18 protein-coding genes are annotated in these 14,023 nt (G+C 56.6%); 10 read left to right on the top strand and 8 right to left on the bottom strand.

The genetic code is table 11. The annotated features are described in order from the left end of the window. Window positions 1-61: 61 nt before the first annotated feature. The 4 genes from ppa to ACIPF8_RS23545 form a co-directional block, all read right to left on the bottom strand. On the bottom strand, window positions 62-601 hold the full coding sequence (gene ppa / locus ACIPF8_RS23530; RefSeq protein ID WP_400426038.1) for an inorganic diphosphatase: 540 nt from the start codon (window positions 599-601) through the stop codon (window positions 62-64). Between the two features lie 281 nt (window positions 602-882). Beyond that, the gene (locus ACIPF8_RS23535) at window positions 883-1,515 is read right to left on the bottom strand and encodes a BON domain-containing protein (RefSeq protein ID WP_400426040.1); all 633 of its coding nucleotides are present in this window, start codon (window positions 1,513-1,515) and stop codon (window positions 883-885) included. A gap of 138 nt (window positions 1,516-1,653) precedes the next feature. Next, window positions 1,654-1,956, bottom strand: a complete 303-nt coding sequence (locus ACIPF8_RS23540) for a hypothetical protein (protein ID WP_400426041.1) — start codon at window positions 1,954-1,956, stop codon at window positions 1,654-1,656. Between the two features lie 35 nt (window positions 1,957-1,991). Further along, entirely contained in the window at window positions 1,992-2,927 is a 936-nt protein-coding gene (locus ACIPF8_RS23545) for a VOC family protein (protein ID WP_400426043.1), read from the bottom strand. Window positions 2,928-3,205: 278 nt separating this feature from the next. On the opposite strand from ACIPF8_RS23545, the gene ACIPF8_RS23550 reads away from it, so the two are divergent. Genes ACIPF8_RS23550 through ACIPF8_RS23575 form a run of 6 tightly spaced genes read left to right on the top strand, consistent with a single transcriptional unit; the run spans window position 3,206 to window position 7,568 of the window. Continuing rightward, window positions 3,206-3,862 (top strand): GbsR/MarR family transcriptional regulator, encoded by a 657-nt coding sequence (locus ACIPF8_RS23550; RefSeq protein WP_061532964.1) that lies wholly within the window; start codon window positions 3,206-3,208, stop codon window positions 3,860-3,862. 7 nt (window positions 3,863-3,869) lie between these two features. Then, window positions 3,870-4,097: a cytochrome oxidase putative small subunit CydP gene (cydP, locus tag ACIPF8_RS23555; RefSeq protein WP_400426045.1), complete on the top strand. Its 228-nt coding sequence runs from the start codon at window positions 3,870-3,872 to the stop codon at window positions 4,095-4,097. Continuing rightward, window positions 4,094-5,686, top strand: coding sequence for a cytochrome ubiquinol oxidase subunit I (locus tag ACIPF8_RS23560; RefSeq protein WP_400426047.1), 1,593 nt, complete (start codon window positions 4,094-4,096; stop codon window positions 5,684-5,686). Before cydP ends, ACIPF8_RS23560 begins: the two co-directional genes overlap by 4 nt. Window positions 5,687-5,696: 10 nt before the next feature. Beyond that, window positions 5,697-6,839 (top strand): cytochrome d ubiquinol oxidase subunit II, encoded by a 1,143-nt coding sequence (gene cydB, locus ACIPF8_RS23565; RefSeq protein WP_400426049.1) that lies wholly within the window; start codon window positions 5,697-5,699, stop codon window positions 6,837-6,839. Between the two features lie 43 nt (window positions 6,840-6,882). Further along, entirely contained in the window at window positions 6,883-7,056 is a 174-nt protein-coding gene (gene cydX, locus ACIPF8_RS23570; protein ID WP_400426051.1) for a cytochrome bd-I oxidase subunit CydX, read from the top strand. Further along, window positions 7,053-7,568 carry a DUF2867 domain-containing protein gene (locus ACIPF8_RS23575; protein ID WP_400426053.1) on the top strand — a complete coding sequence of 172 codons (516 nt, stop codon included), beginning with the start codon at window positions 7,053-7,055 and terminating at the stop codon, window positions 7,566-7,568. Before cydX ends, ACIPF8_RS23575 begins: the two co-directional genes overlap by 4 nt. A gap of 207 nt (window positions 7,569-7,775) precedes the next feature. Here the strand turns inward: ACIPF8_RS23575 and ACIPF8_RS23580 are convergent, their stop codons facing one another. Together ACIPF8_RS23580 and ACIPF8_RS23585 are read right to left on the bottom strand one after the other, a co-directional pair. Next, complete coding sequence (locus ACIPF8_RS23580) at window positions 7,776-7,964, bottom strand: hypothetical protein (RefSeq protein ID WP_400426055.1); 189 nt, start codon at window positions 7,962-7,964, stop codon at window positions 7,776-7,778. A gap of 242 nt (window positions 7,965-8,206) precedes the next feature. Then, window positions 8,207-8,449, bottom strand: coding sequence for a hypothetical protein (locus tag ACIPF8_RS23585; RefSeq protein ID WP_400426057.1), 243 nt, complete (start codon window positions 8,447-8,449; stop codon window positions 8,207-8,209). Window positions 8,450-8,570: 121 nt separating this feature from the next. Between ACIPF8_RS23585 and earP the strand changes: the two genes are divergently transcribed. Then, entirely contained in the window at window positions 8,571-9,743 is a 1,173-nt protein-coding gene (gene earP, locus ACIPF8_RS23590) for an elongation factor P maturation arginine rhamnosyltransferase EarP (RefSeq protein ID WP_400426087.1), read from the top strand. Window positions 9,744-9,881: 138 nt separating this feature from the next. Further along, window positions 9,882-10,451, top strand: a complete 570-nt coding sequence (locus ACIPF8_RS23595) for an elongation factor P (RefSeq protein ID WP_061532957.1) — start codon at window positions 9,882-9,884, stop codon at window positions 10,449-10,451. Between the two features lie 116 nt (window positions 10,452-10,567). Here ACIPF8_RS23595 and ACIPF8_RS23600 read toward each other — a convergent pair whose 3' ends face one another. Both ACIPF8_RS23600 and ACIPF8_RS23605 read right to left on the bottom strand, forming a co-directional pair. Further along, window positions 10,568-11,830, bottom strand: coding sequence for an MFS transporter (locus tag ACIPF8_RS23600; RefSeq protein ID WP_400426059.1), 1,263 nt, complete (start codon window positions 11,828-11,830; stop codon window positions 10,568-10,570). A 272-nt stretch (window positions 11,831-12,102) separates the two neighbouring features. After that, on the bottom strand, window positions 12,103-12,558 hold the full coding sequence (locus ACIPF8_RS23605; RefSeq protein WP_400426061.1) for an Rrf2 family transcriptional regulator: 456 nt from the start codon (window positions 12,556-12,558) through the stop codon (window positions 12,103-12,105). 121 nt (window positions 12,559-12,679) lie between these two features. Here ACIPF8_RS23605 and ACIPF8_RS23610 point away from each other — a divergent pair, with 121 nt between their 5' ends. Together ACIPF8_RS23610 and ACIPF8_RS23615 are read left to right on the top strand one after the other, a co-directional pair. Then, complete coding sequence (locus ACIPF8_RS23610) at window positions 12,680-12,976, top strand: helix-hairpin-helix domain-containing protein (protein WP_400426063.1); 297 nt, start codon at window positions 12,680-12,682, stop codon at window positions 12,974-12,976. A gap of 2 nt (window positions 12,977-12,978) precedes the next feature. Beyond that, window positions 12,979-13,893 (top strand): LysR family transcriptional regulator, encoded by a 915-nt coding sequence (locus tag ACIPF8_RS23615; protein WP_400426065.1) that lies wholly within the window; start codon window positions 12,979-12,981, stop codon window positions 13,891-13,893. The last annotated feature ends 130 nt before the right edge of the window (window positions 13,894-14,023 follow it).

The following is a 14,023-nucleotide window of genomic DNA, read 5'->3' on the forward strand; positions in this document are numbered from 1 at the left end:
CGCCCATAAAAAAACGCACCGAAGTGCGTTCTTTAAAATCACCGAACTGTGTACCTACGAATTACGCTTCGAGGGATTTCTTGTAGGCTTCTACGCCAGACAAGATTTCCTTGCGCGCTTCATCCGGACCGAACCAGCCGTCGATCTTGACCCATTTTCCCTTTTCCAGATCTTTGTAGTGCTCAAAGAAATGCTGGATCTGCTTCAGGCGCAGTTCGTTCATGTCTTCCGGCTTTTGCCAGTGGGTGTAAATGCTCAGGACCTTGTCGACCGGCACCGCCAGCAACTTGGCATCCTGGCCGGCTTCGTCCGACATCTTCAACACGCCGATCGGGCGGCAACGCACCACCACGCCTGGGAACAACGGGAATGGCGTAATCACCAGCACGTCAACCGGATCACCGTCTTCCGACAGGGTTTGCGGAATGTAGCCGTAGTTGCATGGGTAATGCATTGCAGTGCCCATGAAGCGATCAACGAAAATCGCGCCGGATTCCTTGTCAACTTCATATTTGATCGGATCGGCATTCATCGGGATTTCGATGATGACGTTGAAATCGTTTGGCAAATCGCGCCCGGCCGATACTTGATTCAGACTCATGGTGTGCTCTCGTCAATAATGAAAAAATTTGCTACTACCTTCGCAACCCGAAATTATAACGGGTCCGGCCCCTATCGTGCGATGCAACATCAACTTCGTTGCGGACATAACCACACGGTCGCCATGATGCGACATGAAAAATAGGGTTCAAAACCGTTGGGGGAGAGAGTGAATCAGGTCCGACTTTGCCAGGAAAAATGCAACTTGACGGCAAAGCGGACCAATTTTATTACAATTTTGCCAAGAGAGGCGCGGCGTGCAGCTGGTTTTCGAGCTTACGTTTATTGGCTGGCGATAATGATGGCGGAAGTATCAACGCTCTTCACACCAGTCACCTTGCCGGCAATATCCTTGACATGATCGATGGCATCCTGGTTCGCCAACGTGCCGCCCAAAACAACCACGCCATGGGTCGTCTTCACGCTCACATCGAAACCTTTGGTGACGCTGTTAGCGAGGATTTCGGATTTCACCTTGGTAGTAATCCAGCTATCGCTGACCACCCGCTCCGTCTTCGCAACTGCCTTGTCTGCCTTGCCCTCTACTTTGGAGCTGGTTGCAACGCTGAGTCCGTTATCGACGCTTTTGACACCCTCTACAGCTTTTGCCTGAGCTGCGGCCAAGGATTTGGCGCGTGAGCTGCTGGCAGTGCCACTCAGCGTGACCACGCCGTTGGTGGTGGTAACGCTGATGTCAGATGCTTTAAGGTGCGAATTTCCCATCAAGCGCGCCTTTACCGAACCGGTAATGGCGGTATCTGTAATTGTGGCCCCCACGCCGTCGCTATGCGGCTGTGGTGCAGCGGCGGCATCGCTTGACGCTGCGATCGCCGTACCGGCGCCAAGGCTGGCTCCGAATGCAGCGACGATCAACAGATTACGAATCGCTGCTTTACCAAGAATAAATGTGTTCATGTGATTTCTCCGATTTGTCGTATGCACGGCCTTCATTACACGCCAAGCGCCGTCTCTTGTCCGTGCGGTGTCGCACTTAGGGCCTGAAGTTTGCGCTCGCCAAACTCAATGCCAAAGAGTCGGTGAGCGCATCATCTGCTAGCGAGACCGGCTATGCCCGCCACCACCACCTCCGCCACCGCGCGACGGGATGGACGGCATCGAGTGCGAGGCCGGCGCCGACCTGAATGCATGCTGCCCGCCACGCCCGCCACCGCCACGATGGTCGCCACCACCTCGAAATGGCCCGACCTGGTACCCCGGCCCCCAGCCGCCATAATCGCCACCGAACGGCTCGTAGTAATCCAGCCCGACACCGACTCCGCCGCTATAGCCATACCCACCGTACCCGCCATCCGATACAGCGCAGCCAGCCGTCAGCGCCGCGAATATTCCAATCACAAAGAGACTTGCCGACCAACGCAACATTGAGATATTCACTTGGTCACCTCTTTACTGTCAGTGTCAGTCCATTCAAGCAGTCCGAAAGGCGCACCCAGCGGATCGGCCACTACTGCGACATTGCCGCCATGGCGATCCAGGCGCGGTTGCACCAGGACCCGGCCGCCCAGCGTCACCAGTTTCGCAACCGTTGCGGCGACGTCATCAACGCGTACGTAATTGAGCCAATGAGGATGGATATTGCTGCGCCCTGCCGGCAACGTATTCGCGCTCGCACGCGCATAATTATCGGAAGCCAGCATCAAGTGCTGGGCGCCGTCTTCGCTTGAAGTGGGAAATACTTCGTAGTCAAACAAAGCCTGGTAAAAAGCAGCGTCGGTATCAGGATCGGTCGTCATCAGGGAACTCCAGATCCATTCCCCAGGTGCCGCCAGAACATCGTCAGGATCGCCGCTGCTGGATGCCAGCACGCCGAAAACTGCACCCTGCGGATCGGCAATCACGGCTTCCCGGCCACGATTCGGAATATTGCGAGGCCCAAATAGAATTTTCGCGCCATGCTGCAAGGCGCTGTCCTTTACCTTGTCGACATCACGCACGGCGATGAAACTCAACCAGGACGATTGCCGATGCATTCCCGCCGGGATTTCCTTGTGGACCATTGCCGCTACCTGACGGCCGCCAAGATACGCCGCAGCGTAATCCATGCCGTCGCCCTGGATATTGCGGAATGTCCAGCCGAACAATTTTCCATAAAATTGCTGGGCGACGGCGAGGTCGGGAGTAATCAGCTCGACAAAGACGACCTTGCCGACATGATGTTCCTGGCCGGCCGGCTCCACCAATGGAGGCTGCTGCAACGGCGCTGCGATGAGCGGCGCCGCACATGCACTACCAAGCAGCAAGGCCGCCAGGCATTGCCGCAGACGCCGCTTGACTGGAGCAGCGGATTGACTGGATTGCATAGACATAATGGCCTCCACGTTGTTGTTCTGGTTGAGGCTACGTTATAAGCATTTATGCGTACGGTCTGTGCGCTATCGAACCAACAATCATGCAAAACATCGCGCTATGCGCAGCGTCGTCGATGCCCACTGCGCCTTTAGCAAAATCCATTTTTCCCGTATCGAAACGCAGGAAAACCCTAGGTCGTTGCTTTAATGCCACCGGCGTGCCCCTAAGGTTAATCTGATTGCAAAACATTCAGATTTAACTTATATTTCAGTAATTACTGAAAATTCAAAATATCATGCCTACCCAAACACCAGGCGAAAACCTCGATCCTTCGCCACTTCCCCCACTCACGCCATTGACCCTGCGCTTCATTTCGCACTTCGGCGAAATGGGCAGCCGCTGGGGCATCAACCGCACCGTCGGACAGATTTACGCGCTGCTTTACGTTCTCGGGCGGCCGCTCAACGCCGACCAGATCGCCGAATACCTGGCGTTTTCACGTTCCAACGTCAGCATGGGACTGAAAGAATTGCAATCCTGGCGCCTGGTCAAGCTGTTGCACCATTCGGGCGATCGGCGCGAGTATTTCGAGCCGCCAAAGGACATCTGGGACATTTTCAAAGCCCTGCTGGAAGAGCGCCGGCGCCGCGAAATAGAACCCACTTTGTCCATGCTGCGCGATGCCTTGCTGGAAAATCCTTCAAACGATGTTGATAAAGTTGCCCAAAAGCGAATGCGGGAAATGTACAATCTGATCGAATTGTCTAGCTCATGGTTTGACGATGTACAGCGACTCTCGCCGGAAACCCTGGCCTCGCTGATGAAAATGGGATCGAAAGTCAAGAAGTTGCTGGATGTGCGAGACAAATTCCGCATTCCAGGCACCGGCAACAAAAGCAAAACCAGCACAGATCACCCCGATGTACACCTGAACGCCGACTTAAAGGAGTAGACGCACAATGTCTTTCGCCTTAACGAAACGGTTTACGCGCTTGCCGCTGGCAGTTGAAATCACCCTGATCCTGGTGGTCAAGATCGCCCTTTTGATGCTCCTGTGGAAGGCCTTTTTCTCGGAACCGCAAACCAAGAAAATGCGCATGCCGACCGCATTGGTCGAGCAGCACCTCCTGAGCCAGCAACCTGTTACTCCCCCTTCCCACTTAAACCCTGCAGAGGCTAACCAATGATTCCAATCGATGAAGTCGTCGCTTTATCGCGCCTGCAATTCGCGGCAACCGCGATGTTTCACTTTTTATTCGTACCCCTGACACTCGGACTGGCCTGGATCCTGGTCATCATGGAATCGGTCTACGTCATGACCGGCAGTCCTATCTACAAAGACATGACCCGTTTCTGGGGCAAGCTGTTCGGCATCAATTTCGCCATGGGGATTGCTACCGGCATCACCCTGGAATTCCAGTTCGGCACCAACTGGTCCTACTATTCGCACTATGTCGGCGACATCTTCGGCACGCCGCTGGCGATTGAAGGCATGATGGCGTTCTTCCTTGAATCGACCTTCGTTGGCCTGTTCTTCTTCGGCTGGGACCGCCTGTCGCGCGTCCAGCATCTGCTGATCACCTTCCTGGTGGCGCTCGGCTCCAGCCTCTCGGCCCTGTGGATCCTGATCGCCAACGGCTGGATGAACAATCCGGTCGGCGCCGAGTTCAACTATGAAACCATGCGCATGGAACTGACCAGCATCGTCGACGTCATCTTCAACCCGGTGGCCCAGGTCAAGTTCGTCCACACCATTTCGGCCGGCTATGTCGCCGCTTCGATGTTCGTGCTCGGCATCTCCGCCTACTACCTGTTGAAGGGACGCGACACTGCGTTCGCGCTGCGCTCGTTCGCGATTGCCGCCGGCTTCGGCCTGGCCTCGACCTTGTCGGTGATTGTCCTCGGCGACGAATCAGGCTACACCGCCGGCGAAGTCAATAAAGTGAAGATGGCGACCATGGAAGCCGAATGGCACACCGAGCCGGCACCGGCTGGCATCACCGTGTTCGGCTGGCCTAATGAGAAAGAACAGCGCACCGACTATGCCTTCAAGATCCCTTACGTACTGGGTCTGATCGGCACGCGTTCGGTAGATAAGCAAATCACCGGCATCCAGGACCTGAAAAAGGAACATGAGGTGCAGATCCACAACGGCATGGAGGCATATGCCGCCCTGACCCGCCTCAAGTCCGGCGACAAATCGCCGGAAGCGGTGGCTGCCTTCGATAAAGTAAAAGGCGATCTCGGCTACGGCTTGCTGTTGAAGAAGTACACCCAGAACGTGGTCGATGCGACACCTGAGCAGATTGCGAAGGCGGTCGACGACACCATCCCGAAAGTTTTCCCGATGTTCTGGTCGTTCCGGATCATGGTTGGCCTCGGCTTGCTGTTCCTGTTCATCTTCTCTTGCTCGTTCTATTTCCTGATCCGCAAGACACTCTCCAAACAACGCTGGCTGCTGCGCCTGGCCGTGTACAGCATTCCACTGCCATGGGTAGCAATCGAACTGGGCTGGCTGCTGGCTGAATATGGCCGTCAACCCTGGACCATCTCGGGCGTGCTGCCGACCCATCTGTCGGCCTCGACCCTGCAGCCAGGAAGCCTGTATTTCAGCCTGGTCGGCTTCCTTGGTTTCTACACCTTCCTGTTCATCATTGAAATGATCCTGATGGTCAAATACGCGCGCCGTGGTCCAAGCAGCCTGCACACCGGCAAATACCACTGGGAACTGCTAGACAAGCCAATCGTCGGCAACGACGCCACCGCCAAGGCCTGAGGGGAAAACCATGATTTTTGACTACGAAACACTAAAAGTAATCTGGTGGGCCTTCGTCGGCGTTCTGCTGATCGGCTTCGCCCTGACCGACGGCTTCGATTTCGGCGTCGGCATGCTGTTGCCGTTCATCGGCAAGACCGACGGCGAACGCCGCGTCATCATCAACTCGATAGGCAGCACCTGGGAAGGCAACCAGACCTGGTTCATCACCGCCGGCGGCGCTATTTTCGCCGCTTGGCCGCTGGTCTATAGCGCAGCGTTCTCGGGCTTCTATGTCGCCCTGATGCTGCTGCTGTTCTCGTTATTCTTCCGTCCGGTCGGCTTCGATTACCGCAGCAAGGTTGCCGACACCCGCTGGCGCAATGCCTGGGATTGGGGCCTGTTCGCGGGCGGCTTCGTACCGCCGCTGATTTTCGGCGTGGCGTTCGGCAACCTGTTCCTCGGCGTGCCCTTCCACTACGACGACACCATGCGGGTCGAATACACCGGCAACTTCTTCCAGCTGCTGAACCCGTTCGGACTGCTGGCCGGCTTGTTGAGCGTCGCCATGCTGCTGATGCACGGCGCCACTTACCTGCAAGTAAAGACCGACGCACTGATCGCCCAACGCGCCCGCAGCGTAGCCAAGATCGCCGGCCTGGTGACCATAGCGTTGTTCGTTGCCGGCGGCTTCTGGGTCGCCTACGGCATCCACGGCTATCGGATCACTGCCATGCCGGATATCAATACCGCCTTCATGCCGACCGCTAAAACCGTGACCACCGCCGGCGGCGTCTGGTTCGACAACTATGCACGCTGGCCGCTCATCTGGGCCTTCCCGATCGTTGCTGTCGCAGGCGCTTTGCTGTGCGTGGTGTTCAGCGCCGCCAACAAGGCAATGGCAGCGTTCCTGTCCAGCGGTATCAGCGTCACCGGCGTCATCCTCACCGCAGGCGCCTCGCTGTTCCCGTTCATCATGCCGTCCTCGCTGGACCCGAACAGCAGCCTGACTATCTGGGATGCGGTATCGAGTCACAAGACACTGGGCATCATGTTCTGGGTTGTGGTGGTGATGCTGCCGATCATCCTGCTGTACACCACCTGGGTCTATCGGGTAATGCGCGGCAAGATCACGCTCAAGCATATTGAAGACAACGAACACACCGCTTACTAAGTACGCACCAAGCGCATATTCTGCGCAAAGACAGGAGAAAATTATGTGGTATTTCGCATGGATATTAGGAGTCGGCCTGGCGCTGGCGTTCGGCATCATCAACGTCATGTGGCTGGAAGCGAACTATGCGTTCGGCAGCCGCGACGAAGAAACCACCCGCGAGCGGTTTGAGCGGGCGGCGGCCGAGCACGAACAAGCCAAGGCCCGCAAAAAATGAGCGCCGCCTATGCCGAGGCAAATCTGGTCACGCCCAGCCCGGAGTGTGAGACGCTCCTGCCTGGCCACGACTTTGTCGATGCCTACCAGGTCCGGGCCGATCTCTCCGGCCTGACTGCCCTGCAGGCTGCGGAAGCCATCATCAAGCATCCGCCAGCTTGGATCAGGCAACTGAATGCCACCCGCAACCGCGTGGTAAGGCTGTTCCGGTTGCGCGCGGTGGAAATCGGCGTCGACGATCCGCGTGCGGTGCAGCGCACAGTCGGCGGCTTTCCGCTGGTGTCGCAATCGGAGCGCGAAGTGGTGCTGGGGTTTGATGACATGCACCTGGATTTCCGCATCAGCATCAAGGTTGCGCCAGACGGCCCGACAGCGACGCAAGTGACGGTCTCGACCATCGTCAAGACCAACAACCTGCTGGGACGCACTTATCTGGCGACGATCATGCCCTTCCACCGGCTGATCGTGCGCCACTTGCTGGAGCACGCTCGCTTCCAGCAGCCCGCTTCCTGAGCAGAGACGACCAACGCAAGTTCAGCTTGCGATACACCCAAGGCCTTGGCGGTAGCGGAAACGTTGCCGCCATTGGCATCAAAAGCCCGCCTGACAGCCGTCACGGCCACATCTTCCAGACTGCCGCTACCGGCAGCGTTAAGCACCTCTGGCGCCTGTACATCCTCCAGAAAATCATCCGGCAAATGTCCCAGCCGAATCACCCTATCAGCGCCAGCCATCACCACCGCCGCCCTGAGCAGGTTGCTCAGCTGACGAAAATTTCCCGGCCAGCCATGGCGACGGAACAGCCATTATCTCGGGCGCCACAGTGCAGCAAGGTGCGCCGATGAAATTGTCGTTGCGCTGCTTGAACGGATTGCGGGTAGCCAGCTTACTGATGCCTGCGAGATTCATGTCGTCATCTGTACTTGGTTGGAGTCATTGTCTAGTGTGGTTTTGAACAAACTACACCTGACATCGCGCAATGACCGTGCCAGCCGTCGTCGCTGGCTGCCAACGGACGCACAGCGGGCCAAAGGAGGAAAATTCGGATTTTAGAGGGCTAGCTGAGCACCAGGATGATGTTCAGTAATTGAACAGTGGCACAACGCATCTGCTGCAAAATACAACACCGCGCATCACCACCTGACACAGGATCAAGCCGCGCAGCTTTCTTGCGGCGTACTTGTTTCCGCTTGCGCCGTCTCATCGACCGGCGCGCTGTCGTCGACACTGATGGCGATGGCGACCTGCTCCAGCTTGGTCACTGCCACATTCAGCGAATCGTTGATCTGCGCCTTGGTGTGTTCCGGCATGGTTTCAGCGATCTGCGCCACCGCCCCCGCCAGATCAATCACCGCCAGCGTCAGGTTGGCAATCAGGTCGCGCTCATTCGTCATCGTTTATGGTCCTGTATCATTCGGGGCTGGCATTATTGCACTAGTGCGGCCCCATGCAACACTGCCTGCCGATAAAAAAATGCGTGCCATTATTGAAACCCGAATCCTGAATCGCCAGACCATGCAATCGACATCCCCATCCAACCAGCGTCCGAACGCCACCCTGGCCCTGTTTTGCAAAGTCGTCGACAACTACGGCGACATCGGCATCTGCTGGCGCCTGGCGCGTCAACTGGAACAGGAGCATGGCATTGGCGTCACATTGTGGGTTGACGATTTGCGCAGTTTTCAGCGCATCTGCCCGGAGGTGGCTATCGATAGCGAGACGCAGCAGATCGCCAATGTCACGGTGCGCCACTGGAAAAACCAGGACGGCGCATTTGCCGCCAGCGATGTGGCCGATATCGTGATCGAGTTTTTTGCCTGCGACATCCCGCCTGCTTACATCGTCGCAATGGCACAGCGTTCGCCGCAGCCGGTGTGGCTGAATCTGGAAGGCTTGAGCGCCGAGGAGTGGGTGGAAGGCTGCCATACGCTGTCCTCGCCCCATCCTCAAATGTCGCTGACCAAATATTTCTTTTTCCCAGGCTTCACCGGCAAAACCGGCGGGCTGCTGCTCGAATCGGCATTACTGCAACAGCGCGAGGCCTTCCAGCAAGACCCGGCTGCAATGGCGGCCTTTCTCGAACAGTTTGGCGTCACGCCAACCGAATTCGCGTCATTGAAAGTGTCACTGTTTTGCTATCCGGAGGCGCCGGCTGCGGCATTGTTCGAGGCCTGGCAACACAGCAATGCCGCCATTACCTGCCTGGTGCCGGAAGGCGTTGCCGCCAGCGCGGTCGAGGCTTTTCTGGGCCGGGCGGCAATAGCGGGGACAAGCGCGACCCGCGGCGCGCTGACCGTACGCGTATTGCCTTTTATTCCCCAGCCCGATTACGACAAGCTGCTGTGGGCCTGCGACCTCAATTTCGTGCGCGGGGAAGATTCCTTCGTCCGCGCGCAGTGGGCGGCCAAGCCGTTTATCTGGCATATCTATCCGCAAGACAAGGATTTGCATCACGTTAAATTGAATGCGTTCCTGAGCCGTTATTCGGCCAAGACCGACAGCCTGGTCGCGCTGTCCCTGGCCTGGAACGCCGCCGCAGATGAAAGCGCCGATTTCGCCGAGATTTGGCCGTCGTTTAAAGCAGACATGCCAAAAATTGCCACGATGTCCACAGATTGGCAGCATCAAGTGTTGGCAAATGGCGATTTGGCATCGAATTTGCTGAAGTTTGCCGAAACAGTTCGCTAAGAGATGTCAAAAAATAGGTTAAAATATACGGCTAATTTTTGACGCAATTCAAAATTCAATCAAACGTGGGCTTGCGGCGCTTTTTGCCAGTAGGCTACAGATGATTTTTAAGTAACCTACTTTTTACGTATATTCGCTATGAAACCAGCAAAAGAAATTCGTGTCGGCAACATCATCATGGTTGACAGCAAGCCAATGATCGTCCTGCGGTCTGACGTCAACGGTTCGAGCCGTACCGGCTTCACCTACAAATGGAAGCTGAAAAACCTGTTGACCAACGCCCCAATGGAAAACGTTTTCCGCGGCGACGACAAGTTTGACGTAGTTGTTCTCGACAAGAAGCCAGTCACCTATTCGTACTTCGCTGATCCATTGTTCGTGTTCATGGACGCCGACTACGAACAGTACGAAATCGAAGAAGAAAACCTGGGCGACGCCCTGCACTACCTGAAAGACGGCATGGAATGCGAAGCCGTGTTTTACGACGGCAAGGCAATTTCGGTAGAACTGCCAACAACCATCGTGCGCCAAGTGGTGTATTCGGAGCCAGCAGTCAAGGGCAACACTTCGGGTAACGTCCTGAAAGAAGCCAAGATCGAAAACGCAATCGAAGCCAACCAGCACACCGTCATGGTGCCGCTGTTCATCAGCTCTGACGACAAGATCGAAATCGACACCCGTACCAACGAGTTCAAGAAGCGCGGTTAATTTTCCCCGCTTACAAAAAAACGCTGCCAATAATTCAATTATTGGCAGCGTTTTTTTTCGCCTATATCCGTTGAAACCGCAGCGCCTGGCAAGCGCGCCGCAGTCCAACGACTGAACTACTGGCTCAATATCTCGCCCAGCTTCTGGTTATTGATGCCGAAGCTGGCAATCACCGCCAGGCTGGCTACGGCCAGAATGCCGCCCAGCCACAGGGTGGACGGGATGCCAAGAGAATCGACCACCACGCCGCCGGTCGACGAACCGACCGCAATCGCCACCTGCACAATGCTGACGAACAGCGCAGAGCCGGCTTCCGGCAGATCCGGCGACGACAATTGCAGCCAGATGCTGAGGCACAGCGGAATCGCGCCAAACGCTATGCCCCAGGCCAGCACCATGACGATCACACCGGCTTGCGATGCATGCAGCAGCGGCAATGTCAGCAGCGCCACCATCAGCACAGTTACCACAGCCAGCAATGACAGTTGCAGATTGCGGCCGACAGTTGTGGAGACGACAAAATTGGAAATGAAACCGACAATGCCGAAGCCCAGCAGCACTGAGGTCACGGTGGAAATGCCAAAGCCGGCGTTTTGCGTTAAGAACGGCGTGACATAGGTGTAGGCAGAAAAGTGCGCACCGAACACCAGCGCCACCATCAGCAAACTCTTGCGGGTATTGGCGCGGCTGAGCAAGGCGCGCAGGTCGCTGAAGCGGATCGCCGCCTTCGATGGCAACGAAGGCAGCAACAACGCTTGCGCGGCCAGCGCTACAGCAGCCAGCACACCGGTGGCGAAAAACGATGCGCGCCATGACGCCAAGGTACTGATGAAGGTGCCCAACGGCACGCCGATCACGGTGGCAAAGGTAACCCCGGTCAAGATCATTGCTGTGGCCTTGGCCGCGTGCTCCTCATGCACCAGACGCGCCGAGGTGGCCAGCGCCAAAGTCCAGAAACCGCCAAGGGCGGCGCCAAGCAATGCACGGCCCAGCAGCATCGTGGCAAAGCCCGGCGCCATCGCCGACACCAGGTTGGATGCCAGCAGCAGTACCGACAGCGCCAACAGGATCAGGCGACGATTGATGCGGCCGGCGCCAAGCATCAAACCCGGCGCCGAAATCGCTGCAATCACGCCAGGCGTAGTCACCATCAGGCCAGCGGTGCCAGGTGAAACGCCGAGATCGTGGGCGATCTGTGGCAGCAAGCCGACCGGCAGGAACTCGGTCGTCACGAAGGCGAAAGCGCCGATCGCCACCGCCACCACCGACAGCCAGGAACGCAACGGCGACGACGCGTTGCCGAGCGGGCTTGGCATGTCCAGCAGGGCGTCGTTTTGCGGACTGACTTGTGTCCTGACCGCAGCCAGATTTTTTTCCATTTAATTGCTCCCTCTTGTATCTATGTAAATTTGAATTTGCGTGATTCTGTAAGTCCCGGATCACACCGATTGATTCAGGTCTCAACCTAGAAATGCCCCCCCCCCTTATCGGCGCACTCCCGACCTCACCACAACTTAAACTGTATTATTTTTAACTACAGTTAAGTAGATAAAAATAAGATCGAAAAACGATCCTGCTCCCCATCCATCACTGATGGCGGTAATAATACTGTATATTTTTTACTTACAGTTATTCACAAAAAAAATGCCTGTTATGCGCTCTTGCTCTTGTAGCCAATCTGATTCACCAGTTCGGACAGCTTGCGCTCCTTGAGGATCGCCAACATCGCATCCTCGACTTCCGACACCACAGGATCAAGCACCATGTTCATGCTGCAACTGACCGGACAACACGGATCTTTCGAGCGCGTGTTGTGTTTCAATAAAGGCCCTTCTTCCACGGCCCGGTAAATTTCCGCCAGGCTGATCGCATTTGCGGGCCGCGCCAGTTGCGCGCCGCCGCCCTTGCCTTCCTTGGTCAGCACCAGCTTGGCCTTGCTTAACTTGCGCAACAACTCGCGCACGAAAACCGGATTGGTATTGACGCTGGTGGCAATTGCCGTCGAAGGCTGAAACACTTCACCGCTCCTGGTGGCGTACTCGACGCTCACAAGGATATGTGTGGCTACTGCGAATCGACTCGATTTCATACTGTATTTATATTCCATACAGAAAGCTACGTCAACAAATTTTCTTGCATATGCTTATGCCGGAGCATCACCCTATGGCACAACGTCCGTCAGCGGTGTCACAATGTGAGCCTGTTCTGCCCTCACGATGGAATCATCGATGCCCACCTATCTGGAAAGAAGCGCAGTGATAAAGCTGGAAGATTTGCCGAACATTGGCAAGGCCGGCGCCGCTGACCTGCGTTGCATCGGCATTGAACGCCCGGATCAATTGATCGGCAAATCGCCGCTGCAGATGTATGAAACGCTGTGCGCCAAGACCGGCGCTCGCCATGACCCGTGCGTGATCGATGTGTTCATGTCCGCAGTGCGCTATATGGAGGGCGCCGCCGCCCTGCCGTGGTGGTCTTATACAGCGGAGCGCAAGCGCCTGCTCAAGTCCGAGGGAAATGGGTAAACATGCAATTGACCTGGCTTGAAGATTTTGTCGAATTGGCGCGGACGCGCAGCTTTTCTCGTGCCGCGGAAAACCGCTTTGTCACCCATCCGGCCTTCGGGCGCCGCATCCACGCGCTGGAGCAATGGGTAGGCGCAGAACTGGTAGCGCGTACCCAGCCAATCTCCCTGACGCCGGCTGGCCTGCTGTTCCTCGACGCGGCAACGCATACGATCGACGTCTTGCATGCGGTCCGGGCACAATTGCAGGATACCGTCCAGCATCCGGGCGAAACCTTGCGTGTGGCTACCGGCCGCACGCTGGCGCGCACTTTTTTCCCAGGCTGGTATGAAACCATCAACCAGCGTTTTGGCCCATTTCCAGTCTCGGTCAGCACCGGCGGCGCGCAAGAGGTCATCCTGCGCCTGGCTGGCGGCGACGTCGATCTGCTAATGATTTACTCCAGTCCGAGCACGCGCTTGCTGATTGATCCGCAGCGCTACGAATCGGTCACGCTTGCGCGCGAGATGTTGTTGCCGGTCAGCGCAGCGGATGCAAAAGGACGCCCCAAATTCCGTTTATCTGAAAGCACTCCTGCGACGCCCATTCCTTGGCTAGGGTTTTCCCAGTCGCTCACACTGCGCGGCGTGCTTGCCAAACATCTGGCCGGCTTGCCGCAAAAACTGTCGCTACGCATGGTTTACCAGGCCGACTCCTACGAATCGATCCTGGAAATGGCCAGGCGTGGCGCCGGCCTGGCATGGCTGCCGCAGAGCTTGGTGCAAGACGACATAAAACAGGGCAATCTGCTATTAGTGGGCGATGCCGAGATGCGCGTCGGTTTCGACATCTCCCTGTACCGCATCCGGGGCAACAGCAACCCATTGGTCAAAGCGATCTGGGAAGGCGTGTCTTCCGACGCCATCGACGACAAATAACCGTCGGCGCCCAGCGCCGCCGCGGTGTTGCCAAGCATTCACTCCGCACGCAAAAAAAGCACAAGCCTGTGCCGAAACGGCAATTGCCGTCGCCGTGCGCTCCTTATACTCCCTCAAATTTCCAAAAATT

It is taken from the genome of Collimonas sp. NPDC087041, from assembly GCF_044745265.1.
GTDB lineage: Bacteria > Pseudomonadota > Gammaproteobacteria > Burkholderiales > Burkholderiaceae_D > Collimonas.

Coding starts and splice junctions, on each gene's coding strand:
- ppa (WP_400426038.1), bottom strand. CDS start 601: ATGAGTCTGAATCAAGTATCGGCCGGGCGCGATTTGCCAAACGATTTC.
- ACIPF8_RS23535 (WP_400426040.1), bottom strand. CDS start 1,515: ATGAACACATTTATTCTTGGTAAAGCAGCGATTCGTAATCTGTTGATC.
- ACIPF8_RS23545 (WP_400426043.1), bottom strand. CDS start 2,927: ATGTCTATGCAATCCAGTCAATCCGCTGCTCCAGTCAAGCGGCGTCTG.
- ACIPF8_RS23550 (WP_061532964.1), top strand. CDS start 3,206: ATGCCTACCCAAACACCAGGCGAAAACCTCGATCCTTCGCCACTTCCC.
- cydP (WP_400426045.1), top strand. CDS start 3,870: ATGTCTTTCGCCTTAACGAAACGGTTTACGCGCTTGCCGCTGGCAGTT.
- ACIPF8_RS23560 (WP_400426047.1), top strand. CDS start 4,094: ATGATTCCAATCGATGAAGTCGTCGCTTTATCGCGCCTGCAATTCGCG.
- cydB (WP_400426049.1), top strand. CDS start 5,697: ATGATTTTTGACTACGAAACACTAAAAGTAATCTGGTGGGCCTTCGTC.
- cydX (WP_400426051.1), top strand. CDS start 6,883: ATGTGGTATTTCGCATGGATATTAGGAGTCGGCCTGGCGCTGGCGTTC.
- ACIPF8_RS23575 (WP_400426053.1), top strand. CDS start 7,053: ATGAGCGCCGCCTATGCCGAGGCAAATCTGGTCACGCCCAGCCCGGAG.
- ACIPF8_RS23580 (WP_400426055.1), bottom strand. CDS start 7,964: ATGAATCTCGCAGGCATCAGTAAGCTGGCTACCCGCAATCCGTTCAAG.
- ACIPF8_RS23585 (WP_400426057.1), bottom strand. CDS start 8,449: ATGACGAATGAGCGCGACCTGATTGCCAACCTGACGCTGGCGGTGATT.
- earP (WP_400426087.1), top strand. CDS start 8,571: ATGCAATCGACATCCCCATCCAACCAGCGTCCGAACGCCACCCTGGCC.
- ACIPF8_RS23595 (WP_061532957.1), top strand. CDS start 9,882: ATGAAACCAGCAAAAGAAATTCGTGTCGGCAACATCATCATGGTTGAC.
- ACIPF8_RS23600 (WP_400426059.1), bottom strand. CDS start 11,830: ATGGAAAAAAATCTGGCTGCGGTCAGGACACAAGTCAGTCCGCAAAAC.
- ACIPF8_RS23605 (WP_400426061.1), bottom strand. CDS start 12,558: ATGGAATATAAATACAGTATGAAATCGAGTCGATTCGCAGTAGCCACA.
- ACIPF8_RS23610 (WP_400426063.1), top strand. CDS start 12,680: ATGCCCACCTATCTGGAAAGAAGCGCAGTGATAAAGCTGGAAGATTTG.
- ACIPF8_RS23615 (WP_400426065.1), top strand. CDS start 12,979: ATGCAATTGACCTGGCTTGAAGATTTTGTCGAATTGGCGCGGACGCGC.